This window comes from Terriglobus albidus, assembly GCF_008000815.1.
Lineage (GTDB): Bacteria > Acidobacteriota > Terriglobia > Terriglobales > Acidobacteriaceae > Terriglobus > Terriglobus albidus_A.
In genome coordinates, this window is record NZ_CP042806.1 from 2,458,471 (window position 1) to 2,484,639 (window position 26,169).

Consider the following 26,169-nt stretch of genomic DNA (forward strand, 5'->3'; position numbering starts at 1 on the left):
CGTCCATTAAACGCTGCGCATGTGTTCGTTCATGATGAGGAAGGCTCCCAGGCCGTGGAAGTCGTCCGTGCGGCGGGGGCGGTTGTAGTAGTACGCCAGATCTCCCACATTGGTGCCTTCGCAGATATTGGCGATATGGCCAAATCCGTCGTCGTCCTTTGAAAGCTGCGTGAGCACGCCCTTGTAGCCCTTGGCCGCGACCTCGGCGTAGCGCTTCGCGATGTAGCCGCGTTTGACGGCCATCGACAGTGTGTAGGTGTACATGCAGGAGCTCGAGGTCTCGCGCCAGTTGTTAGGATCCTCGCCCTTGTCCAGAATCTGGAACCAGAGACCCGTCTCCTTGTCCTGGTAGCGGGTATAGGCCTCGCAGAGCTGGCGAAGTTGGGCGATCAGCTTTTCCCGTTGTGGATGGGAGTGAGGCATCAGTTCGAGAACCTCGATCAAGGCCATGCCGAACCAGCCGATCGCGCGGCACCAGAAATAGGCCGAGTGATGCGTGCTGGGATCCGCCCACGGCTGCGCTCCGGACTCGTCGTAGGCATGGAACATCAGGCCCGATTTCGGATCGTTGAGATGGCTGGCATAGATCTGGAACTGCTTCGCCGCCTCATCGAACGTATATTTGCTCTCTCCATAGGCGACGCCATAGCGCACGAGGAAGGGCATCCCCATAAAGATGCCATCAAGCCATAGCTGGTGCTGGCGGGAGAGCGCATGCCAGAAGCCGCCGTCCTCGGTGCGGGGATAGTTGTCGAAGGTGTGGCGGATGGTATCGGCAGCCGTCTTGTACTTCTTCTGTCCGGTCTCCTTATGCAGGATGAGCAGGAGATTGCCAGGTAGCACGTAGTCGAGCGCGGTGATCGGGCGATCAATCACGCCCTCGTCATTGACGTGCTTATCGACCCATCCCTGGATGTAGTCAAGGTACTTCCGTTCTTTAGTCCGCTTATAGAAGAGATATTGCCCATACAGAAAGAGGGAAACAGCATAGCCCCAGCCGCTCAGGTTGCGAGGGTCCGGCGTGCGATGCAGCATGCCATCGATCACCAGGCGGGACCAGTCGGGCTGAGCTGCGGGTTTTTCTGCTTTCATCGCCCATGCGGAGCGATGCAAGCCTGTGGTGAGCAGAGGCGCGGCTGCGAGCAGCCTGAGCGATTCTCTTCGGGTGAAATCTGTCATGTTCTGTCTTCCTTTGGGCAGGTGGCGAAAAAAATGGGGTGCTGCGCTTCCGATACGAACCCACGGCTGGGAGCCGCGTGGCTTTTGCGCAGCTCCCAGCCGCGGTTGGAGAGACTATGCTCGTTAGACGCCGGCGCGTGGTTTTTCTTTCCGCACGCGGATGTTGTCCTGGGCCGGTTCGCCATCGCACTCGATTGCGATGGTGGTTACCGGCGAGTCCGGCGCCTTCTCGGGCAAGCCGGTGAACTTGACGTGCCACTCATTCTGAGTAAAGGTCACGGGCTTGCCGCCCTTGAGAAGCTTCGCACTCTTCACCTTCACGCTAAGCCCGCCGATCGAGACATACTCTCCCGGCCAGAAGTGAACGTGCATGTAGAGCGTGTTTCCTTTGCGCGTGAAGCTGGCGTAGTTGGAGCGGCGCGGCTGGCAAGGATCGCTTCCGTAGATGCTCTCCCCGTTGGCCGCCATCCAGTCGCCGACCTCGGTGAGAATGCGGACCGACTCCTCCGGGATGGAGCCATCCGGTTTGGGCCCGATATTCAACAGGTAGTTTCCGCCATCGCGGGCGCAACTGATCAGGTTGCGTACGACGGTCTTCGAGGTCTTCCAGGCGTCATCGGCACGCTGGTAGCCCCAGCTGTCGTTCAGGGTCATGCATGACTCCCAGGCACGGCCACCGGTCTCCGCGACGATCTTCTGTTCCGGGGTAGAGAAGTCTCCATCGAGTTTGTTCCGGTTGTTGACGACGATCTCCGGCTGCAGCTTGAAGACCATCTCGTTCATCCGCTTCGACTCCCATCCGTCGGCGTCCAGCGGCCAGGGAACGTCGTACCACAGGACGTCGATCTTCCCGTAGTTGGACAGAATGTCGTGGATCAGCCCGTGGGTGTATTCCACGAACCGCTTCCGGGCAGCCTCATCGGTGGCGCAGTGGGCGCCGTCCGGATGGTGCCAGTCCATGAGCGAGTAGTAGAAGCCGACGCGGAGCCCCTCAGCGCGGGCGGCGTCCACGTATTCCTTGACGATGTCGAAGCCAGGCCCCTGTTTGACGGCGTTGTACTCCGTAAGCTTGGTGTCGAAGTTGCAGAAGCCCTCATGGTGCTTCGTCGTCAGAACCATGTACTTCATGCCGGCTCGTTTTGCCAGCTTGGCCCAGGCGCGAGGTCCCGTGCGGGACGGCTTGAATGACTTCGCGTGCGCCATGTATTCCTCGATCGGAGGAGCTTCATTCTCCATGTTCCACTCGTGCCGCATGATGCTGCTGTAGACGCCGAAGTGGATGAACATGCCGAACTTTGCTTCATGCCACCATTGCAGGCGCTGCGTGCGCGTCTCATCCCCGGGCTGCGCTTTTCCGGTGTAGGCCTGATTGGAGACGGTTTGCTGGGCGAAGCCGAATTTCGGCGCCGCGAGTCCGGCGATCGAAGCCGCGGTTCCGAGCAGCGCCTGCCGGCGATCGAAAAGTTTCTTGCTGAGCACGAAGGTCCTCCTGAAAACGATGTACGAGGGTTAGTTGTGACGATAGGTGATTGTCAAATATGAAAAGCATTTTTCACGAGCAATCCAACGATGGTCAACGAAATCCTTGTGTCGAAGGGCAGATTTTTTCAGGAAGGATCTGCGAAGAAATGCCGAGGCAATGTATACGTGTGCAAAAAAGGCTGTCAAGAAAGATTTTGAGCCACTTTTAGGGGCCTAGAGGGAGGGCAAGCGTATTTCCGGCAGTCCTGGTGATCATTGAGGCGGTTCATCCCTGAAAGCGTGTTTTTACAGAGAAAATTTTCCATTGACAAAGGCTGAATGGATCACGCACGATGATGCCCGCTCCTCTGAATGCATAAATACGTTTCGCGAGTTGTATACGTATTCATACTCACTGGCTCGGACCGACATCTGAGGTGCGAAAGGAAGTTGTAATGATCAGATCGTTTTTGAGGCCATTTCTTCTGCTGGTGTTGCTCGCGACGGCTGTCTCCATTCACGCACAAAGCACCAGCGGCCAGATCAGCGGTCACGTTGTAGACCCATCTGGCGCCAACATTGTCGGAGCTACCGTACAGCTCCTTAACGTACAAACCGGAGAGGTGCGCGAGGCAAAGACCGCCGAATCAGGCGATTTTGTCTTTCCCGCCGTCCAGCCCGGTCAGTTCAAGGTCAGAATCGCCCTTATCGGATTTAAGGCCTACGAAAAAGAGAACCTGAACCTCAGCGCAAATGAGCGCCTCTCCGCCGGTAACATTACGCTGGCGGTCGGCGCACAGTCGGAGACGGTGGAGGTCCAGGCGGACCGGACGCCGGTGCAGACTGAGAGCGGCGAACGCTCGGCGCTGCTCGATTCAAAGGAACTGTCCACCCTGATGACCGCGGGGCGTGACGTGACGGCCCTCCTTCGTGTTCTTCCCGGTGTCGTCAAGGACGGCGGCGGCGCAAGCCAGCTCGGAACGCAGAGCGCAGGTACCATCAATGGCGTACGCGGCGACTACAACAGCCTGAGTGTGGATGGAACCACAGGAAATACCCGCGGCGGCCCGAACCTCGACACACCGATGAACTACGACGCGATCGGCGAAGTAAAGGTGCTTCTGGGCAACTACCAGGCTGAGTACGGTCAAGCTGCCGGTTCAGTAGTACAGATTGTGACCAAGTCGGGTTCGAAGACCTTTCACGGCTCGGCGTACTACTACAACCGCAATGAAGCCTTCAATGCGAACGACTACTTCAATAAGAACAAGACCTATGTGCCTCGCCCGATAAGCCGTTACAACACGATCGGCTATAACATCGGCGGACCGTTCTTCATCCCTGGCCTTCTCAACGAGAGGAAAGACAAGATCTTCTTCTTCTTCTCGCAGGAGATCTGGCCCACCCAGAAACCTGGAACACTACGCCAGTTCATGATGCCGACAGCGTTGGAGCGCCAGGGTGACTTCTCGCAGAGTGTCGATAAGAGCGGCAATCAGGTCTATATCAAGGACCCGACATCTTCATCGACAACCTGCTCCAAGGCGAACACGTCGGGATGCTTCCCGGGGAATAAGATCCCAACCAGCCGCATCGATCCTGACACGCAGAAGTTGATGAATATTCTGCCAATGCCCAATGCCAGCGGTACGATCAGCGGCGGCCTGTACAACTTTGTCAATCAGGGTGTGACAAAGAACCCTGTGAACCAGCAAGTGCTGCGTGTGGACTACAACCCCTTCACCCAGTTGCACACCTACTTCCGCGGTACGCATATGACGACCACGAATGATGGTCCGAATGCGGCAGCGGTCAACGCGCTGATGCAGTGGGGCGTGCCTTTCTTCTACTCAACGCCATCGAGAAATGCGACGTTGAACGTTACCTACATCCCAACTCCAACATTGATCAACGAACTCAATGTCGGCTTTGCGAGCTGGAACGAGACAACGGGCCTTTCCAATTCTGCCGACATCGCCAAGTTCCAGAAGGATAAGCTGGGCATCAATCTCGGGCAGTACAACCCGGCCATCAATCCGCTGAAGCTGGTGCCGCGAGCGAGCTTTGCAGGCAGCACTGGATTCGCGATTGCTAACTCGCCGTCGATTCTGTTTGACAACCGGTTCCCACTCTCGGACGACACACGTTCCTGGCAGGTAACGGACGGTATCACCAAAGTCTTCAACCGGCATACGCCGAAGGCAGGTATCTACTATCAAAAGGGCCTCTATATTCAGCGGCACACGGGTGCGACCTTCGATGGACAGTTCGCCTTCGACACGAACTCCTCGAATCCGAACGACACCGGTTATGCTTACGCCAATGCCGTCGCCGGTTACTATAACTCCTACACGGAGGGGAGCAATACGGCCGACTATGCGCCGACGTGGAAAGTGCTGGAGTGGTATCTGCAGGATAGCTGGAAGGTGGTTCCCAGCCTGACCTTGGAATATGGTGTCCGGTTCAGCTATGACCTTCCGACGACTCTGAAGCCGGGGAATGGCGCTGGTTACGTCCCCAGCCGGTACAACAGTGCAAAAGTTCCGAGGCTCTATACGCCGTATCAGGACCCGAAGACCAAGACACGCTATGCCGTCGACCCTGGAGCCGGCACTCCTGGTTCCTCCGGTAACCCCTTGCTGCCTGCTGTTTACATTGGGCAGTTCGTCCCGAACTCTGGTGACTTCTTCAATGGAACGGTAGTCAATACTGACTCGAGCTATCCGACTTCGTTGCGTTATAGCAACGGCTTGCTGGTTGCTCCGCGTTTCGGTTTTGCCTACAGTCCCTTCAATAACTCGAAGACCGTTGTCCGTGGCGGAACCGGACTGTTCTACAACATGCGCGAAGGTGGCGGCACGGTAGGCGACTATTCGCTGATCGGACCCATCGTCATCAACCCCGTACAGAACTACGGCGACGCTCGGCAGTTTGCCAACAACTGCTCCGGCTCTGCGTGCAGCAGCGCCGGTATCTCAACCATCAGCCCGCAAGATACGCGAATCCTTCAGCCGAACCGTCCGCTGGAGACCATCTTCAACGGAACAATTGGCATACAGCAGGCCATCAACGGAGGCACTGTCATTGATGTTGCCTACGTTGGTACCTTCGGACGCCATTTGAGCGAGCAGTACAACACGAACCTGGTGCCGTATCTCTCGCACTTCCAGACGAAGAACATCGACAACACGGTCGCCGCGACGACCGTGCTTGGAAACGTCTCACAGCCCGTTCCACTGAACGATAACTTCTTCCGTCCCACTCCGGGCTATGGCGCTATCAATCTTCGCTCGTACTCGGGCACGTCGAACTATCACTCGCTGCAGGCACAACTGACCCGCCGCTTTGCCAAGGGGCTGCAGTTCGGTGTGGTGTACACCTGGTCAAAGGCGATGACGGATGCGGACGCGGTGAATGGAACTGTGGCGACCTACCAGAATCGCCGCTTTTGGAACTACTCCCTGGCGAGCTATGACCGCACCAACAACTTTGTTGTTCACTGGCTTTGGGATCTCCCGAAGGCCAGCGCTCTGTGGTCGAACTGGGCAACGAAGGCTGTCCTGGATAACTGGCAGTACTCCGGTATTGCGGAGCTTGTCAGCGGAACGCCCTACGGCATTACTCTCAACACCTCTGGCATTGACCTGACCGGCGGCGGCGACGGTGCACGTGCTGTGGTAAGCGCAAGCCCGGTCCTTCCCAAGAACAAGCGGACGGTAACGCAGTACTTCGACACCAGCGTCTTCGTTTTGCCGACGTATAAGGCGGTACCCGGACCCGACACACCAGGTATCACACGCAACATTGTCTTCCGCGGCCCCGGAACAAACAACATGGATATGGCCCTCAACAAGAATGTCCCAATACGCGAGGGAATTCTCTTCCAACTCCGCTGCGAAGCCTATAACGTCTTCAACCATGCATCGTTCAACGCCATCGATAACACGGCACGTTTCAATACGAACGGCACGACAAACTTCTCTACCTTTGGAAATCTGACGGGCGACCGCGGCCCTCGCCAGTTGCAGCTCTCCGGACGCATCAACTTCTAGACGTTGGTTACCTCCTGGGTCACGGCTTCCGAACAGCCGTGACCCACTTTTTTATCTACAGGTCTCTCTGGCCGGAACCGAATTAAGGACTTTGTCATGTCTTTGTTGCATCGCACCTCTGTGTTCGGAGCCGTTGTTTTGACGCTCTGTTCTGCTTCGTTTTGTGCACAGGCACAAAGCGGTTCTAATCAGCTTGCCCAGCGTCCACCGATGGGATGGAATAGCTGGAACCATTTTCGAAATAAAGTAGACGACGCCGTCATCCGCGCCCAGGCGGAGGCCATGGTCTCGAGCGGCATGCGCGACGCCGGCTACGTCTACATCAACATCGACGACACCTGGGAGGCGAGCCGGGACGCCAACGGCAATATTCAGACGAACAGCAAGTTTCCAGATATGAAGGCGCTTGCCGACTTCGTTCATAGCAAAGGTCTCAAGCTGGGCATCTATTCTTCGCCCGGAAGCCAAACCTGTGCGAAGTTTGAAGGAAGCCTCGGGCACGAAGAACAGGATGCAAAGACCTATGCCGCCTGGGGAATCGACTATCTGAAGTACGATCTATGCGGCCTGAAAGAGCAGATGAAGGCGGCTGCCAGTCCTGAAGAAGCTCACAAGATCATGATCGACGCTTATAAGAAGATGGACGTCGCGCTTCGCAACACAGGACGGCCGATTGTCTATAGCCTCTGCCAGTATGGTCAGGACGCTGTGTGGCGTTGGGGCACTGAAGTAGGTGGCAACCTGTGGCGGACAACGGGCGACATCTCCGACAAGTATGCCAAGATGGCGGAGATTGGTTTCAGCCAGGCAGGGCTAGCGCGCTACGCAGGGCCCGGGCATTGGAACGATCCAGACATGCTTGAGGTCGGTAATGGCGGTATGACGACCGACGAGTACCGGACCCACATGAGCCTTTGGGCGATTCTCGCGGCTCCGCTGCTTGCCGGAAACGATCTCTCTTCGATGACTCCAGAGACACTCGCTCTGCTGACGAACAAGGACGTTATCGCCATCGATCAGGACGCGGCGGGCAAGCAAGGAGACCGGGTCAGCACCGAGGGACCCATTGAAGTCTGGTCGCGCCATCTTGCGGATGGATCGCAAGCTGTAGGTATCTTCAACCGGCACCACACCGCTCTCACAACGACAGTCGACCTCCGCACCCTGGGCTTTACCGGCCCGGTCAAGGCGCGTGATCTGTGGAAAGGGGAACTCAAGAATCTGAATAGTTCCTTCCAGACCACGGTTCCAGCGCACGGAGTCGTTTTCTTGAAAGTATCGCAGTAGCAATCACAACAGGGAGCTTACGATGGATGCGTTTCGCAGAGACTTTTTGAAGCTTGCCGGCACTGGCGTTGCCGGAGCGTTGACTCCAAGTGTCGTCGGAGCGAGAGCTATGGCCGCTCCGGCTCCGACTTCCGGAGTCGGTTCGATCTTTGATGTTAGAAAATATGGGGCGAAGGGTGATGGCAAGACAATTGACTCACCCGCTATCAATCGCGCCATTGAAGCAGCCGCCGCCGCCGGTGGAGGGACGGTTCTTTTTCCTGCCGGTGTCTATGCCAGCTACTCGATTCGCTTGAAGAGCAATATCGTTTTGTACATCGAGCAAGGCGCAACGATTCTTGCCGCAAGTACGCCGCTGGAGGGCGGAACAGATGGATACGATCCTCCGGGTGAACGGCAACCCTGGGAGGATTACCAGGACTACGGTCATAATCACTGGCATAACAGCCTGATCTGGGGCGAGGGGATTCATGATTTCGCAATCCTCGGCACCGGCCTGATCTGGGGTAAGGGACTCAGCCGCGGACTATCGGATAAAGATCGTCCTAAAGCCGATAAGCCGGGAGCGGGTAACAAGGCGATCGCGCTCAAGAACTGCTTCAATGTTGTCCTTCGCGACTTCTCGATCCTTGAGGGAGGGCACTTCGGCATCCTCGCCACGGGTGTCGATAACCTCACTATCGATAACCTGAAGATCGATACCAACCGCGACGGCATGGATATCGACTGCTGCCGCAATGTGCGCGTGTCGAACTGCAGCGTCAACTCTCCGTGGGACGACGGTATCTGCCCCAAGAGCTCGTTCGCCCTGGGATATGCTCGTGCCACGGAAAATGTAACCATCACCAACTGCTATGTGACCGGCGGATATCAACTTGGAACGCTGCTGGATGGAACCTTCAAGCGCCATCCACCTGAGTTCAAAGTTGTTCCAACGGGCCGCATCAAGTGTGGAACGGAATCGAACGGCGGCTTCAAGAACATCACCATCTCCAACTGCGTCTTTGAAAGCTGCCGTGGTTTTGCTCTGGAGTCGGTTGATGGAGCGCTGCTGGAAGACATCACCTTCGTGGGCATTACGATGCGTGATATCCGTAACTCACCGATCTTCCTGCGGCTTGGCACCAGAATGCGTGGGCCGACTGGAACCCCTGTGGGCACTCTCAAACGTGTGATCATGAGCGGCATTACCTGTTATGGGGCGAATACGGAGCTGTCCTCCATCATCAGCGGCGTTCCCGGCCACTACATCGAAGATGTGAAGGTCAGCGATGTCTACATCCATCAGCTTGGGGGCGGTACTTCGGAGATGGCGGCTCTTCAGCCGGTCGAAAAGCCGAATGACTATCCGGAGCCAAGAATGTTCGGCACGCTGCCGGCACATGGCTTCTTTGTGCGCCACGTCAAAAACATCGACTTCAGCAATGTTGAGATCGTCTCTGAGAAGCCGGACGCGAGACCTGCTTTCTGGATGAATGATGTTGATGGTGTGGATTGTTTCCGTATCAAGACAAAGGCGCCGGAAGGCTCAGCCTTTCATCTCCAGGATGTCAGCGACTTCCGAGTCTTTGGCTGCAAGTCGATCAAAGACGTTCGAGAGGAAAAGATCGATAAACGGGATATCTAAAAAAGGAAATGGCCCCCATGAGAAGCATGAGGGCCGTTTCTCTTTTAGTTTCAGTTAAGCCCGGACCTTTACCGTTCCGTTGCTCGCACTGGCGGCATATTTCACAAGGTTCGCCGAGGCAACATCGCCTCCGTCGAGTGTGATCTTCTCCGAGCCAGAACCTTCTACCTGAAGATATGCTTGCGGTGCACCCTTCATTCGCGGATCCGTCAGAAGGACATCTTTGCTGTTGATGAAGCGTACGGCAGATTCCGTCTGACTATCGGCTTCGACATTCAAGCCGCGGATGGAAGCGTCTACAACCCGATCAAAGATGACTGCGGGCCGCAGGTCCGATGAAGCCAGCCGGAACTTTACGTTCTCGACGGTCAGGCCATGAACTCCACGGGCATAGAGCCCATAGGCAGGCATCGGCCCCATCATGAAGTACTCACCAGCGATCTCAGGAAGGTCTCTGCGGGCAGCATCTTCTGCTGTGCCACCTCCACCGAAGGTGAGATTGATGTTGGAGAGCGAGACATTCTCCATGGTCGCGCCACCGCTGCAGGTAAGGGTGATGCAGGAGTGCTTCTCTCCGGGATTGTAGCCACTGGTGACCTTGGCCTCAGCAAGCTGCGGAGGATCGGTGGTTACGGTTCCCTGAATATTGCTGAATGAGACGTTGCGGAGGACTGCAGGTGCGCCTGATTCCTCACGAGGAGCCGTGGCCATGTCATCGGTGCGTGGAGCGTTGGCGCGAGGCTGCCGTGGCCCAACACTGACGTGGATCGGGCCAGTCACTTGATCCAGGGTGATGTTGGAAAAGTTGATGTTTTCATAGCTGGAGCCTGGATTGCCCTGGAACTTGATCGGGCATCCGTATACCTGCATCAGAACGCAATTAGAGACGGTGATATTGCGCGGAGAGCCGCCCCCGAAGCGGAAGACCGACCAGCGGGTGCTGAAGATGGAATTGGTGATCGCAACATTCTGGCAGCTACCGAACAAGGCGCAGGCATCATCCTGGCACATGATGACGCAGTTATTGACCGTGACATACTGCGCGCTGATGAAGTGGAAACCGTCATTATTGCCGTTTACCCGGTTATGGATATAGATGCCGTCCATGTGGACGCGCTTGCTCTGGATCACCCGGATACTGTGATACGCGCAGTCAAGCAGATCGATGTCGCGGACGCGGAGACCTTCGCAGCGGTAGGCCAGGATATGGTACGGCCGGCTATTACCGCCCAGGCCGCTGGGCGGCTTCTGTCCACGAACCGGGGAATGGAACTGGTAGCCCTGGCCATCGATGGTGCCCGGGCCTTCGACCGTGACATTCGTGGCATTCACGGCATAGAGCAACGCCCAGTTGCCGTCGATCAGTGTGGTGTCTCCGCTGAGCGGAATGGCATCGACAGCGTGATACTGCTTCCCGTCTGCGGAACCCAGCAGTTTACCGGATGCGGCAATATGCAGCGTGACGTTGCTCTTCAGCTCCACGGTGCCGATCTGGAAAGTGCCCGCTGGTACAAGTACCGTGCCTCCGCCATCGTGATTGCATGCATCGATGGCCGCCTGCAGGGCTTTGGTGTCCAGTGTGACGCCGTCACCCTTCGCGCCATAGCTGCGAATGTTGTAGACGCGGCTTCCAAGATCGATGTCGTTTCGCGACGGAGCCGCTGCATGAGCCTGCTTCGGAAGCATGTCGAAGGCGGCTCCCGCGGCAAGGGCCGTTAGAGGAGCTTTTTCAAGCCACTGACGGCGAGTGAGACGAGTAGGTGCACCTTGTGCGGAAGGAAGATAATTTTCAGGCATGAAATGGTGTCCGGATCGAAGAAATTCGAGGTGGGACAACGATAGATGTATTCGTATACATGAGTCAACCTATAAACTAAGTTCAGTCGGTGAATTTCACCGTAATTTCCGCTCTTTTGGAGAGTCTCTCCCACATGGACATGCGAGACATTGCGAAGATCGCAGGCGTATCCAGCGCAACGGTCTCACGAGTTATCAATGGATCGTCTCTCGTTCGCCCTGAAACGGCGGAACGCGTGCAGCGGGTGATCGAGAAGACGAACTTTGTTCCCAATGGAAGTGCGACGACTCTGAAGTACGGGCGCAGCAGCACCTTCGGGCTCATCATTCCCGACATCACCAATCCGTTCTTCCCCGAACTGATTCGCTGCTTTGAAGCGATCCTGGTCTCCAACGACCAGGACATGCTGATGGCGACGACAGACTTTCAACCGGCGAAGCTGCAGCGGACTATTCGCCGGATGCTGATCCGCAAAGTCGATGCGGTTGCTCTGCTTGCGGCAGAGATCGAAACCCAGCCCATCGAATCACTCATGCATAACCGTGTTCCGCTCGTCACTCTCGACCGCCGCAGCATTGCGCGAGGCGTAAGCGATGTTGCCGTGGAGTATCTGAGCGGTATGAAGCAGGCGGTGGAACATCTGAAGCGGCTGGGGCATCGCCGCATTGGATATATCGGGGGCTCGCTTGGGCTGACGATCTCAGAACATCGTGTCGAGGGCTTCCGCACCGCAATCGAAGAGGCCGGATTGAAGTACGATCCAAAGTTTGTTCTGCCGGGAAATTACCGGATCAGCGGCGGAGAAGCCGGCATGCGCGAGATCCTGGCGATGAAAACGCGTCCGACTGCCATTCTGGCGACCAATGATCTTACAGCGATCGGAGCCATGCGGGTGGCACGCGTGCAGGGTGTTGGTATTCCTGAAGAGATTTCGATCATCGGATTTGATGACATTGAGTTGTGTGAGATCGTTTATCCCGCATTGACAACGCTTCGCCTGCCACGGCAGGAACTGGCTCAGGCGCTCTTCCGGGCTCTGGATGTATTGGCGAAGCATCCCCATGGAAGAGGACATCAGTCCATGGTGAGTACTACGCTTGTGATCAGGGACTCCACGGGGCCGGCCCCTCGGGACCGAAAGCCGGCCGGTAAGTCGGTTTGAAAGTATTGGAAAGCTGATATAGCTGATCCATAGCCCATGCGCGTTTCAGATCGTGAAACGATCCATGGAGGACGGTGTGCCTCCAATATTCAACGGATATCGCGTCCGCGGGCCATTCATGCGCGCGAAACGATATATTCGTCATGCATCCAATACTGGCGTCTTCTCGAAAATGAAACGCCGCCGTCGGCGCGCTTCCGAAGCTCGGATGGCTGCTATGAAGTCACTATCGTATCTTCTGAGGGAAGATGGCCGTGGTGCGTATGTTGTGTTGGTCTTGCAGAAGATGGATGAACTACCGTGCCGGCGCGATTGCCGGTCTTGCTGTATTCGCCTTGGCGCAATGCTCTCAGGCGCAGGGGAACAGTTCACCGGCAAAACAGGAAACGTCTCCGGCGAAGTCACAGGGAATCTCTATCTCCTATGAGGCTCCCGAGGATGGTCTTCTGACCCTGGTGCTTGAGGACGAGAAAGGCATTCGCGTCAAGAACGTCGTCGCAGACCAGCCCGTCCATCAAGGAAAGAACATCATCACGTGGGATGGAACGTCGACAGACGGTGTAGCCCATCCTGGGAAGTACCATGTTCGCGGTCTCTTCCATCAGGCGATTACGCCACATCTGCAGTACTCCATCTATTCCCCTGGAGATCCGCCCTGGCCCACATCAGATGGAACCGGAGCATGGCTGGCAGATCATACAGCGCCGGCGTCCGCATTGTTTCTTCCGCAGGGAAGTCCATGGCCAACGCACTCTACACAACCACAGGTCTTGCTGGGAGCAGATGCAGCGGAGGCTGGCCAGGCACTGATCTGGACTGATCTGAACGGCCATAAGCTTGGCGGCACCAAGATCCGCGGGTGGAATGGCGGCATAGCGCTTGCGCGCGATATCGGCAGCGCCGGAAATCCTGACCATGTTGCTTACACCGTCTATGTCGTAAATCCAAGCCGCGACTTTGGCGTAAAGGATCCGGGGGCACTGCAGGTCTACGCCATCACCAGGAATGGTCTGGCTCCGGTGGACAAGGTCGTTGGTGGTATCCAGGTCCATGACGCTTTTCGTGCGCTGGCTGGACTGGCGGCATATAACGGTCTGCTGCTGCTTTCGAATCCGGCGGCAAACGAGATTGTTGCCTTTGATGAGCGGCACGGTACCAAGCCAGCCTTTGCAAAAGTTAAGCTTTCGGGCCTGGGCGCCCTGACCTTCGAGCCGGATGGCCATATGCTGGTCACGACTGCGGAAGGCATTACGCGATTCACCGTGAAGAACGACTGGCGCTCCATCGAGCTCACCGAGGCGCAGTTGGTCGTCGCTTCAGGGGCGCTGCAGGCTCCGAAGCAGATTATCGAATCGGATGGCGAGATCTATGTCACGGACTGGGGAACGAGCCATCAGGTCAAAGTGTTTTCTGCCGCGACAGGCAAACTCGCACGTGTGATCGGCCGTCCCGGAGGCCCGCAGATCGGCGCATATGATGAGCTGCGCATGGCGCATCCGTTGGGAATGACGGTCGACTCCAACGGTGTACTCTGGGTTGCCGAAGAGGATTACCTTCCCAAGCGAATCAGCCGTTGGAACGCAAAGACTGGTGCATTTCTCAACGCATGGTATGGTCCTACGCAATATGGCGGCGGAGGATTTGCCGATCCTCATGATCCCTACCGCGCTTACTATCCGTCGATTGGAAACCCAGGAAGTATGGGGCTGCTCGAGTTCAACGTAGATCCCGCAACCGGAGACTCACGTCTGACGGCAGTGCGATATCGTTACCCGGATCCGCTCAATGATGTAATCGCCTACGCAGGTCAGCCTGCGAAGCCGATCTTCTTTCCGAATGACATGATCCCGGTAGGCTCGCATGGAGGCATTACACCGGCGCAGACCTTCTATCGAAACGGGCACCAGTACTTTACCGATTCCTACAACACTTACTGGTATAACCAGACCGCCGTCAGCGATCTGTGGATCATGGAGGATGGTGTTTGCCGTCCTATTGCTTCGGCCGGCTGGGTTGAGCCCGGTCCACATTACTGGACGACTCTGGATCGGCCCGATATTAAGAGCAAGATGCCGCCAGGGAAACCGGAGGGCATCTTCTTCGTCTGGACCGATCGCAATCATGATCATGCGGTTCAGGCCAACGAGGTAGAGTTCACCCGTCCGGCAGTGCATGGTGCGGCGGGTGTCGTAATACAGCCTGACCTCTCTGTCATTAGCGGAGGTCCCTACCGGCTTGCTGCAACTTCCGTCGACAATGCAGGCGTTCCTGTCTATGACCTGAACAAGCTCACGCTGCTCTCGCATACGCCAGCGGAAGGCGATGTGGCTCTAAGCCCCGATGGCTGGTTCCTTGCCGATATGAGTGGCTATAAAGATGGGCAGCGCCGGTGGACGATGTCGAGCCGTGGCATTGGAACGCCGCCAACAGGGCCGGGAGATATCCAGGAACCGAAGCGGATGCTCGGATATCCGGTAATGCCGGCGAAAGGCCAGGCGGGATACCTGGTTGCCCGCTACTCCTATATGGGAGAGATTTACATCTACACGACGGACGGTTTACTGGTCACGACCCTCGGAGCAGATACACGCATGGCGCCTTTCTGGCCGTATCCGAAACAGAAGCCAGGCATGGCGATTGCTGGACTCAGTTTCGATGCGGAACACTTCTGGCCGTTTATGTTTGGAGAAGACGACGGCAATGTCTACCTGGCTATCGGAAAGTGGCACACATCGATCGTGCGTCTCGATGGTCTCGATTCAGTTCGGCGGGTTGATCTGGGATATATAGACGCAACGAAAGAGGCAATTGCCGCTGCAGAACCGCTTCGCACGGAAGCCGCATCGAGAGAAAAGCTGCGCGCCGAGGTTGAGGTCCATCGTATTGGCGGAGCTTCAGATCGTACGGAGAAGAAGTGGAACCAGAAGGATTGGGCATCGATCGATGCACAATCGTCCTTCCAACTAGGCACAGATGGTAAGAGCCTGGTTGTTGCTTACAGGACGAATCAGCCGCAGCTTCTCCGCAACAGCGCCGCTGAATTCCCTTATGCGTTCACGCAGGGCGGCGGACTGGACCTCATGATCCGGGCTCAGGGAGCAAGTGATAACCGGCAAGTCTTTGTCGGTGACTCCCGGCTCTTCGTGACACAGAGAAGTGGCAAGCTGCTGGCAGTTCTCTATCGGCAAAAGGCTGAGAGAGCCGGCAATCGTGTCACCTTCGCCTCGCCGGTGGGAGAGGTGACCTTCGATGACGTCCAGGATGTCAGCGATCGCGTCAAGCTTGCCGCGAATGGGGGCGCGTACGAGATTTCAGCTCCGCTCGGTCTGCTGGGTATCGACTCGTCACCGGGCAAAACATATCGCGGAGACGTAGGCATGGTGTTGAGCGATGGCGTACGAGCACAGGCACGTGTCTACTGGCACAATAAGACCGACTCTATGACGGCTGACGTTCCGAGTGAGGCCCGCCTGAATCCAAGTCAATGGGGCATCTTCCGGTTCTGATGGGGAACTGGAAGACCTGCACAATCTCGGTTACCTGTACCTTACAGCCGCACCGGTAACTGAGACAGCAGACCTCCATCGACACGATAGGAAGCCCCGGTCATGAATGAGGCCGCGTCGCTGAGCAGGAACGCGATCACGTGCGCAATCTCGGTGGCATGGGCTACGCGGCCCAGCAGGTGATTGCCTCCCCACTGTTCCAACGTTTGCTCCAGCCCGTCCCTTCCTCCAAAGCGCTCTGCGGAAGAACGAACCATTGGCGTGTCTACGGTGCCCGGAAGAACGGCATTAACGCGGATTCTGTCCTTTGCATGATCGACAGCCATGGCACGAGTTAAAGCTTCAAGTGTTCCTTTGCTGGCTGCATAGGCCGCAACGCCTTCCTGACAGGCGAGTGCTTGTACTGACGAGACCAGGACAATCGCTCCGCCGCGCGTCATTGCAGGAATGGCGGACCGGCAGGCGAGGAAGGCCCCACGAGCATTGACTTGCTGGACAAAGTCGTACTCTTCGATCGGTGTATCGACAACCGATCCGTAGTGCTGAATACCGGCACTATAGACCAGCCAGTCAAGCGGTCCACGCTCGACAGCTTTTTTGACCGCCTCGCAGACCTGGCTGGCATCGCGTACATCGCAGGCTGTGTACCGCAGTCTTCCTGGATCAGACGGCCTTGGATCAGCCGGCCTTCGCAGATCGGCGATCGTAACCTGAGCTCCCTGATCCAATAGTGTTTGTGACGTGGCCCATCCGATTCCAGAAGCTCCACCAAAGACCAGTGCATTTTTTCCTGGGGTCATCTGCATTCCTACTCCAAATCCACGATCAGTCGTTCAGCCATAGTGAGAGCGCCACGCAGCTCCGCAAGCCCTCGTAGACGCCCGATGGCGGGATATCCGGGAGCGGCATTTCGTTCGCGGTCATTGAGCAGCTCCTGACCGTGGTCAGCCCGGAACGGTAAATGGAAATGATCGCCGGCAAACTCGCGCCGACGCTTTTCCTTCACGAGTTCGATGATGATCCCGATCAGGTCAGCATCTCCTTCGAGATGAGCCGCCTCAAAAAAAGTCTCGATGCCTTTGGGATAGACGGTCTCCCGTTGTGTCGAGCGCAGGTGGAGAAAACCAATGCGAGGAGTAAAACTCCGCACCATCGCCAGCAGGTCGTTGTCAGCTCTTACACCCAGCGCTCCGGTACAGAAGGTGAGCGAATTGGCTGCATGAGGGTATTGCTGTAGAAGCCATTGCAGGTCATCTGCAGTGCTGACGATTCTGGGTAAACCCAACAACGGGCGTGGCGGGTCATCCGGATGGATACAAAGCTTCACACCGCACTCTTCAGCTACAGGGCAGACCAGCATGAGGAACTCTCGAAGTGAGGCTCGAAGATCTTCTGAGGAGAGGCCGGAATACTCCTGCAGGAGATCATTCGTCTTCTGCAGCGTGAGCGACCGGTGTCCTCCAGGGAGACCTTGCAGGATCGTCTGCTGCAGCAGCTCTTTCTCTTCTGAAGACAGATCTGCAAGATAGTCATGGGCCGCTCGGCTCAGGTCTTCACCCCAGTCAGCCTCCGCGTCCCTCCGTTGCAGCAGATAGAGATCGAATGCCGCGAAGGCAAGCACGTCGAAGCGGGTAGTGTATCCACCCTTTGGCGCCGGTTCGCGCAGATGGGTTCTCATCCAACTGAAGAGGGGCATCCAGTTGTAAGCGATAGTCCGTATGCCGCAGGCCGCCAGATTTCGAATCGACTGGGCGAAGTTCTCTACGTCAGCGCGCCAACCGGGTGTCTGCATCTTGATGCGCTCCGTGACCTCGAGGCTTTCGACGACGGACCATTCCATACGCGCAGACCGTATCTCAGCCTGACGAGCCCGGATGCTCTCAACCGGCCACACCCCCCCAGCCGGAAGTTCATGCAGCGCCGATACAATTCCGGTCGCGCCGGCTTCTCTCGCGTCTCGCAATGTGACACGGTCCGGCGGACCGAACCAGCGCCAGGTTTGCTCCAATAACATCCTTGCCTTTCCCCGGGAAACACCTGTAGCGAGAAGCTCAGAGTTGTTCCCTTTGCATTTTCAGCATGTCTTGCGATAAGTTTCCTGTGCACGATTACGAACTCGTACGAAGTCAGCCTTACCAGCGTCACGATCCTACGTCCCCAGCGATATTGGGATGAATCTCACTTGGCGAGAAGGGAAGTTGTTTCACATCGCGAGATGAGCTGAGTTCTTCATGGATCAAACAAACCCCACCCCCGAATGGCAGGCCACATGGACACAATCATTGGAAGAGAAGGCAAGATGAAGCATGCATCGAAACCAGCTCCGGCAGAAGGCACAAAACGGGGATATACGATTCAGGCAGTTGTCCGTGCCGCTTCGATCATCAACGCATTTCAATCAACCTCTGAGGTATTGGACCTCCGTGTAGTAGCGGCAAGAACCGGACTTCATAAAGCCACTACGTTTCGCCTGCTGGAAACTCTGGTGGAGACGCGCATGCTGGAGCGAGCGGGGAAGCAAGGGTATCGCTGTTGTGTTCAAACGGCGCGCGCCAAACGCTATCGGATCGGCTATGCCTCTCAAAGCAATCTCCTGCCGTTTACAACGACCGTGAGCGACAGCCTGGGAGTTGCCGCAAATGCAGCGAATATCGATCTGCTGGTGCTGAACAACGGCTTCAGCCCGAGGGTGGCGCTGCAGAATGCCGAGACTTTCGTTGCCGAGAAGGTTGATCTTGTCGTCGACTCCCAGATCAATGTAGCGGTCGCTGCGCAGATCGCGGCGAAGTTCTCCGATGCCCGTATTCCGTTCATCGCGCTGGATATTCCTCATCCTGGCGCCATTTACTACGGCGCGGACAACTACAAAGCGGGGCGCATGGCAGGAAGGCACCTCGCACGATGGGCCGAGAAGAACTGGAAGAACGGTCCTGAGCAGATCATTCTGCTCGGCGTCGATGCAGCCGGCCCGCTTCTGAATGCGAGGCTGACCGGCGTTCTGGACGGCATCAATGAGGTTGGGCAGTACGCCCGCACTGTTCCGACGCATCACTATGACACCAAGGGCGGACAGTTTGAGGCTACCCTTGACATCGTCCGTCGTCACATCCGCCGTAGAAAGCCGGAGCGTGCCCTGGTGGGCGCGGTAAACGATTCCACGGCCCTGGCGGCGCTGCAGGCTTTCCGTGAGGTGGGCCTTGAGCGTGCATGCGCCATTGCAGGACAGGATGGCAGTGTCGCTGCCCGTGAGGAGATGCGACGTGCCTCGACACGACTGGTCTGTTCCGTTGCCTATTTCCCCGAGATGTACGGAGAACGGATCATCCAATTGGCATTGGATGTTTTGAAGCACAAACCCGTGGCCCCAGCTGTCTTTGTGCCACATGAACTCATCACGCCCCAGAACGTGGACAAGATCTATCCAAACGATAGCTGGATGAAGGTCAAGCCTAACCGGGTCTAAACCCGTATCGATTCGTCTCGCTTTGTGAGATATGTCGTGCGGTTACGAACGGCCTCTTTTGGAGACCATTCGCCAAAGGAACGAGCTTTTATTTTCGATAAATAGCAAGATCTCCCGGAAAATGCCCGCTGCGTGCGTGGGGCATCGAACAGGAATGCATTTCACAATGCAAAACGAGCGTGAGCGAGATTCAAAGTCAAGAGAGCTCCGTTGACACGGTTTTACGCCAACACTTACAACGCTGCTCGACCTGGTACATCAGCCATTCTGATCCCCCAACGAGATGGCTGGGCCGGCAATGAGTACGTTTCCCGGGAGGCTGCATGCAAGTTAACAACGAAAAAGAGATCAAGGGACACCACCTGCTACGCAGGGTCTGGATGCGCCCATTCTTCTCTCTCGCACTTTCTTTTCCAGGCGTGGTTTCTTCCGCTCTGGCCGTAACGCTGGTTTCTGCCACCGCCTTCGCGCAGACTGGGCAGGGTTCTATCAGCGGTACTATCCGTGACAGCCAGGGCGATCTGGTCCCAGGGGCAAGGATTGAGGTTGTCAGCGATGCGACCAAGGTATCGCAGGTGGCGACTACCAATAACGCCGGTCTCTTTCAGATTCAGTCGCTCAACCCAGGGTCCTACATGGTGCTCATTGTCAAAGAAGGATTTGAGAAAACGACCGTCAAGACGGTCAACGTCTCAGGTGTCGGAGTGACCCCAATTGATGTCATGTTGACATTGGGATCGACCACCGAGACGGTCACGGTCAATTCCGACGCGGAACTGATCAGCAAGACCGACACCGATGTTGTCACGACAGTCGACAACGCACTCGTGCTGAACCTGCCATATCCTGAACGCAGTTCCCTGGGTGCAGCGTTGCTGGTACCAGGGGTAGAAGGTGATCCCCTGCAGCCGGGCGGCATCTCTACGGAGAATCCAGGCGCCTACACGAGTTATGTCACACCGGGTGCTGGAATTGTGATCGGCGGAGCACCTCCAGGAACAAGTTCCATCGTCGTGGACGGATCTGACGTGACCCAGGCAAGCCTCGCGCGCACCGGTGTCAACCTTTCCGGCCGTCAGGTGCAGGAAGCGACCGTCATTGTTACAGGACTCTCCGCGAAGTATGGAAGAACTGGCGGCGGCGTCATCGTGCAGAGCAGCGCGCCGGGTACCAGCAACTATCACGGAGCGATTTCGTGGCGGCACACCGATCCCTATTTCAACGCCTTTCCTGACGGTAATACCGCGCCAAGCGCGCTCCGTGAGAACTACTACGGCTTCTATGTCGGTGGCCCGATCTGGATTCCGAAGGTCTATCCGCACAAGGATAAGTCTTTCTTCTTTGTAGGTATTGAGCCCGCCCGGATGCAGAACTCGTTTGGTTTCCGCGGTATCTTTCCAACTCCCGATGAACTTTCCGGAAAGCTTCACAACTCTCTTGCTCTGTTGAATCAGAGCATCTTGAAGAGCCAGGGATATGCTGCGGCCCTCGCAGCTCCGCGCATAGGAGCGATTAACTATCAGTCCACTGTCGATGCCAATGGCTTCCCGAACGGACCGTATGATGCGTCGCAGATTCGCGCGGTTCCGAATGACGACGTCTCTGCGCAGTTGTCAAAGAACCAGTTGGCGCAGTTCGTGCTGTCGCAGTTTCCTACCCCAAGCAATCCCGGACCGTATGTCAAGTTTGATAACGCCCAGGCCACTTCCCAGAACGATGGGACCAATGCGACGTACAAGCGCGGTGTGATCAATAAGGATAATCGGTATTCCTTCCGCATCGATCATCATTTCAACGATACCGATCAGATGTTTGTCCGTTACACGGTGATTCCGGTAAATGCTGCCCGGTTCTTTGCCGTGGATCCTTCAAATCCGTTGACGATTGTTCCGACGGACTTAGCCAATACGCATGACATTGCATTGGGATACTCACACGTTTTTACAAACAATATCGCCAACAGCTTCCATTACTCCTTCATGCGCGTCAATCAGCAGCGCCTCGCTCCGCCCAGCACGCGTTCCAAGGATTACGCGGGAGCGTATGGTCTTACTCCGGCATCCTTCGGATATGGCTTCCCAAGCCTTGGCAACCTGAACGCCAACGGAGTCGGGTACACCATGCAGATGGGCCTCTCCAATGCGGCAATCCAGGTGGACCAGAACTTTATCGCCGGGGACGACATTACCTGGACCCACGGTCGCCACGTAGTAGAGTTCGGTGCTGACATCCGCTGGCTGCAATCGAGTCAGTATGATCTGGGCGGAGCCACGGGAGGACGCTATTCCTTCACAGCCAGCAGCACCAACAACGGTTCGACTGGTGGCGCACCTCTGGCCAGCTTTATTCTCGGAAGTATTGCGTCGTTCTCCAATACGCCGGTTGCGGTGCCTGGCTATTACCGCTGGCGCTACTACGCCGGCTACATCCAGGACAAATGGCGCATCACACCAAACCTGACGATTGATGCCGGTGTCCGCTATGAGCTTGAGACTCCTCGTATGGAGAAGTTCAACAATCAGGCGTATATCAATCTGAGCACCGCTGGAAATCTCAATGGCCTGCTGCCGACCACCTCAGCGTTCTGCTTCTCAGGTGCATGCGGCAACCCACAGTCACTCTGGCCGATCAACTACAAGGGAATTGAGCCCCGCGTTGGCTTTGTCTATGCCCCCACGCCCAAAACATCCATACGTGCTGCATACACACTGCAACGGCTGCCGCTGACGGGATACGAGAATACGCCGGATCCCAACTTCAACGTTGCGTCTCAGGCGGTCGGCGGTCAGAGCGGAGGTGTGACGCCGAATTCAACGGTGAATTACATCACCAATCCAATTGGGCCGCTCACCTCTGCCTATACGGCCCTGGCAGGCAATCGTGGACCGATTCTGTACTCTACGGGGCTGTCGCCGGTGTTTGTAAATCAAAGTAATGCTGTTCCTTATACTCAGACCTGGTCGTTTACGCTGCAGTATCAGCCGGCAGCGCGCACGGTGGTACAGGCGACCTATAACGGCTCTAAGGGAACGCATCTCATCGGCCCTTTCACGAACGCACTCAATGTCCCGAGCCTCGGCACACTTGTCAACGCGATTCAGACGCACCAGAATCTGGGAGCTACGTCGCCGAACAAGTATGGCATCACCCAGAATGGAGCGCTGGTCAGCGAAAGCAACCTTCAACTCCTCAATCCCTACCAGAATTTCTACAACCAGCCACTCCCTGAGATCTATCCGCGTGGTGGAACCATGGAGTACAACGGGCTCTATCTCAGCGTGAACCAGCGTTTTGGACATGGCCTTTCCGCACTGGCGAACTATACCTGGTCAAAGATCATGGACAACATTCCGGATACCAACACGGGAGCGAATGGTGGAGGCTTCGGATTTGTGGCTCCACAGGATCCGACCAACCCATACGCCGAATGGGCGGTCGCAAGCTTCGACCAGGCAAGCCGCCTTAAGATCGGTTATACGTACGATCTTCCGATCGGCTCTGGACACTTCTTCAGCGCCCACAACCGTCTTCTGGATAACATCATCGGCAATATCTCTACAGCGGGTATCGCCACTTATGCGGACGGTTTGCCAAACTCCGTAATCCTGGGAACGGGAAATGCCGGCTACTTCGTTTCGGTAACGCCTTCCGGTACGAACGGATGCACTGCGAGCGGCTCTAATAAGTACTGCACTGCAAGCGCTCTTCCTGCGAACTATGGTTATACTTTGCGGCCGGATATCATTCCCGGCGTTCCATTGATCAACAAAGACTGGAAGAAGAACGCTCTGAACTCCAACTTTACGCCTTACCTCAATCCGGCGGCATTTGCTGTGCCCGGTTCTGTCAACAATCCCCGGCTGGGAAACGCGCCTCGTACCCTGGCCGGCGCACGCAGTCCGCGTGAAGCGCTATTCGATATGCGCTTCAGTAAGGGCATCAAGTTCGAAAGCCGTTACGCTATCAATGTCAACGCAACCTTCAGCAATGTCTTCAATCACCCGGTCTACTATGGCGTGGGACGGGCCCTGCTGAGTTCTACGACTGCTTCTAACGTCACCGGAGCTGTAACGCCGGTGAATGCGGCAAACTTTGGACAATTCAACCAGTCGCAGACCGCAGGTATGTCCCGCGTCATTCGTATCGGGGCGGAGTTTACTTTCTAAACGCAACCGGGATGTTCATAGAACATCTCTCAATCAGTACACACACTTTGTGCGATGAGATGGATGCGTCAGAGGCTGCGATGTGTATTCTGCATCGCGAATCTGACTCGCATCCATCTCCCTTTGTTGTTCTTGTGCGTAACTGGAACGGTAGGAACCGTGGGAGAGGGCAATACGTTTCAATGACTGTTATCAAGATTCGACCGGCAAATGTAGTTCTGCGTAGATTGAGCTTTTTTGCCATGCTCGCAGGCATGGTGACGGGAGCCGCTGTGGGGCCACTCCTGTCGCAGCAGAAGGCGGCTCATATTGACCCACTTGCTATGGTTGATCCAAGAATCGGTACCTCCAATGAAGGCCAGACCTACCCTGTGGTGGGCGTGCCTTTCGGTATGACCGGATGGACTCCTGAGACGCGGAGTACCGAAGCAAAGTGTGTGTCGCCCTACTATTACGACGACATGAAGATTACCGGCTTTCGCGGGAGCCACTGGCTCAGCGGAAGCTGCACGCAGGACTATGGCACCGCAACCCTGATGCCGACGGTTGGGCCAATCAAGGTCGACCCGGAAGAGCGTGGTTCTTCCTACAAGCACGCCTCCGAGATCATGTCTCCGGCCTACTACTCCGTTCATCTGGACGACTACGATTTGAAGGCAGAACTCGCCGGAACAACGCGGGCGGGAATGTTGCGGATTACCTATCCGGAAAAGGGAAAACGCAATCTTCTCATCGAGCCCAATGTCAGGCCTGGACAGGGTTTCGTTGAAGTGCGCCCTGAGAAGAAGGAGATCGTTGGCTACAACCCGGTGGTACGTATGTATCAAGGTGCGGGAAAATCGGCAGGCTTCAGCGGATACTTCGTGATCAAGTTCCGTGAAGAAGTTCAGGAGTTTGGCACCTGGTGCGGAAAAGCGGTGACTCCGCATGGCCGTACTCAGGGTTCTGGATGTGAGCGCCTGGGCGGCTTCGTAACTTTTTCCGACAATGCACCGAAGACCGTTATTGCGAAGATCGGAACCTCATTTACCAGCCTTGAGGAAGCCGAGAAGAATCTCGCTGCCGAAGAGTCCGGATGGGAGCTTGAGTCCCTCCGCCGGCAGGCAGAAACTGCATGGCGTAACTACCTTGGACGCATTGAGATCGCTGGGGGTACCGCAGAACAGCAGAAGATGTTCTATACCGCCCTGTTCCATGCGTCGCTGGCTCCCCGTATCGTGAGCGATGCCGACGGAACTTATAACGGATTCGGCCAGGAAGGGAAGCTGCACCACACACGCCCAGGAACGGACTATTATGACGATTTCTCTTTGTGGGATAGCTTCCGTTCATTGCATCCATTGCTCACGATTCTTGATCCCAAACGTGATGGGGAGATGGTGCAGAGCCTGGTCGATAAGGGCACTGAGGGTGGCTTTCTTCCGATCTTTCCTACGTGGAACAGCTATACCTCAGAGATGATTGGTGATCACACCGTTGCCGTGATCTATGACGCTTACGCCAAAGGGATTCGCAACTTTGATGTTCCGGAGGCGTATCGCCTGGTGCGTCAGAATGCGTTTATCACGCCTCCTCACGATGATTATGTGGAAGGGAAGGGACGGCGCGCTCTGGTCTCCTATGACAAGCACGGCTACATCCCGCTGGAGGACGAGGTCCTGGATGCCTTCCATCAACGTGAGCAGGTCTCTCGCACGTTGGAGTATGCCTACGATGACTACGTCGGCGGGCAATTCGCCGCGGCGTTGGGACACAAGGAAGATGCGGCACGTCTGTTCAAGCGTTCGGCCAACTGGAAGAACGTTCTCGATCCTGAGACCCGTTTCGTTCGCGGACGGCATGAGGATGGCAGTTGGGTCACTCCATTCGCCCCCGATAAGCCGGCTACCTATATTACGGAGGGGCTGCCGTGGCAGTACACCTTCTTTGTTCCTCATGACATCGAGGGCCTGAGCAAGGCGCTGGGCGGGCATGAAGCAATGATCGCAAAGCTGGATGGCCTCTTCGATAAGAAGCTCTATAACCAGGGAAACGAACCGAGCCATGGAATTGCGTATCTCTATAACTTCATTGGCGCGCCATCGAAGACGCAGCAGCGGGTGCGCGAGATTCTGAAGACAGACTTCGGACCCGGACCGGAGGGGCTTCCAGGGAATGACGATGCCGGGCAGATGTCGGCGTGGTATGTGCTCAGCGCGATGGGTTTTTATCCCTGGTGTCCAGGAACGCCGAGCTATACCATCGGCTCTCCTCTGTTTTCCCATGTCGCGATTCATCTGCCGAACGGAAAGCGTTTCAGCATTGAGGCCAAAGATAACTCTGCCTCGAATCCCTATGTGCAATCAGTTCGGCTGAATGGCAAGGCATACTCCGGATGGACGTTCTCCCATCAGGAGATGCTGCAAGGCGCTTCGCTTACGTTGCAGATGAGTTCCGAGCCATCCATTGAGAAGCACTAGCCGCAAGAA

At 56.3% G+C, this 26,169-nt stretch carries 13 protein-coding genes; 8 read left to right on the forward strand and 5 right to left on the reverse strand.

All coding sequences use genetic code 11. From position 1 onward, the window contains the following. Positions 1-6: 6 nt before the first annotated feature. Positions 7-1,179: a glycoside hydrolase family 88/105 protein gene (locus FTW19_RS09860; RefSeq protein ID WP_147647463.1), complete on the reverse strand. Its 1,173-nt coding sequence runs from the start codon at positions 1,177-1,179 to the stop codon at positions 7-9. Positions 1,180-1,302: 123 nt separating this feature from the next. Continuing rightward, positions 1,303-2,658, reverse strand: a complete 1,356-nt coding sequence (locus FTW19_RS09865) for an alpha-L-fucosidase (RefSeq protein WP_246153662.1) — start codon at positions 2,656-2,658, stop codon at positions 1,303-1,305. Between the two features lie 437 nt (positions 2,659-3,095). On the opposite strand from FTW19_RS09865, the gene FTW19_RS09870 reads away from it, so the two are divergent. From FTW19_RS09870 to FTW19_RS09880, 3 genes are all read left to right on the forward strand, one after another. Continuing rightward, positions 3,096-6,692, forward strand: a complete 3,597-nt coding sequence (locus FTW19_RS09870; protein ID WP_147647464.1) for a TonB-dependent receptor — start codon at positions 3,096-3,098, stop codon at positions 6,690-6,692. Between the two features lie 96 nt (positions 6,693-6,788). After that, positions 6,789-7,979, forward strand: coding sequence for a glycoside hydrolase family 27 protein (locus tag FTW19_RS09875; protein ID WP_147647465.1), 1,191 nt, complete (start codon positions 6,789-6,791; stop codon positions 7,977-7,979). 22 nt (positions 7,980-8,001) lie between these two features. Continuing rightward, the gene (locus FTW19_RS09880) at positions 8,002-9,606 is read left to right on the forward strand and encodes a rhamnogalacturonidase (protein WP_147647466.1); all 1,605 of its coding nucleotides are present in this window, start codon (positions 8,002-8,004) and stop codon (positions 9,604-9,606) included. A 54-nt stretch (positions 9,607-9,660) separates the two neighbouring features. Here the strand turns inward: FTW19_RS09880 and FTW19_RS09885 are convergent, their stop codons facing one another. Beyond that, on the reverse strand, positions 9,661-11,403 hold the full coding sequence (locus FTW19_RS09885; RefSeq protein ID WP_246153663.1) for a glycoside hydrolase family 28 protein: 1,743 nt from the start codon (positions 11,401-11,403) through the stop codon (positions 9,661-9,663). Between the two features lie 134 nt (positions 11,404-11,537). Here FTW19_RS09885 and FTW19_RS09890 point away from each other — a divergent pair, with 134 nt between their 5' ends. Both FTW19_RS09890 and FTW19_RS09895 read left to right on the forward strand, forming a co-directional pair. Next, positions 11,538-12,566 (forward strand): LacI family DNA-binding transcriptional regulator, encoded by a 1,029-nt coding sequence (locus FTW19_RS09890; protein WP_147647467.1) that lies wholly within the window; start codon positions 11,538-11,540, stop codon positions 12,564-12,566. Positions 12,567-12,856: 290 nt separating this feature from the next. Continuing rightward, positions 12,857-16,072, forward strand: coding sequence for a hypothetical protein (locus FTW19_RS09895; RefSeq protein ID WP_147647468.1), 3,216 nt, complete (start codon positions 12,857-12,859; stop codon positions 16,070-16,072). Positions 16,073-16,113: 41 nt separating this feature from the next. On the opposite strand, the gene FTW19_RS09900 is transcribed toward FTW19_RS09895, so the two are convergent. Both FTW19_RS09900 and uxuA read right to left on the reverse strand, forming a co-directional pair. Next, entirely contained in the window at positions 16,114-16,872 is a 759-nt protein-coding gene (locus tag FTW19_RS09900) for an SDR family NAD(P)-dependent oxidoreductase (RefSeq protein ID WP_147647469.1), read from the reverse strand. Between the two features lie 8 nt (positions 16,873-16,880). Next, complete coding sequence (uxuA, locus tag FTW19_RS09905) at positions 16,881-18,086, reverse strand: mannonate dehydratase (RefSeq protein WP_222705560.1); 1,206 nt, start codon at positions 18,084-18,086, stop codon at positions 16,881-16,883. A 285-nt stretch (positions 18,087-18,371) separates the two neighbouring features. On the opposite strand from uxuA, the gene FTW19_RS09910 reads away from it, so the two are divergent. The 3 genes from FTW19_RS09910 (at position 18,372) to FTW19_RS09920 (ending at position 26,160) form a co-directional block, all read left to right on the forward strand. Further along, positions 18,372-19,535, forward strand: a complete 1,164-nt coding sequence (locus tag FTW19_RS09910; protein WP_187143401.1) for a substrate-binding domain-containing protein — start codon at positions 18,372-18,374, stop codon at positions 19,533-19,535. 323 nt (positions 19,536-19,858) lie between these two features. Continuing rightward, positions 19,859-23,701: a carboxypeptidase regulatory-like domain-containing protein gene (locus FTW19_RS09915; RefSeq protein WP_147647471.1), complete on the forward strand. Its 3,843-nt coding sequence runs from the start codon at positions 19,859-19,861 to the stop codon at positions 23,699-23,701. Positions 23,702-23,883: 182 nt separating this feature from the next. Continuing rightward, a complete protein-coding gene (locus tag FTW19_RS09920; protein WP_147647472.1) occupies positions 23,884-26,160 on the forward strand; it encodes a GH92 family glycosyl hydrolase in 2,277 nt (758 codons plus the stop codon). Positions 26,161-26,169: the final 9 nt, after the last annotated feature.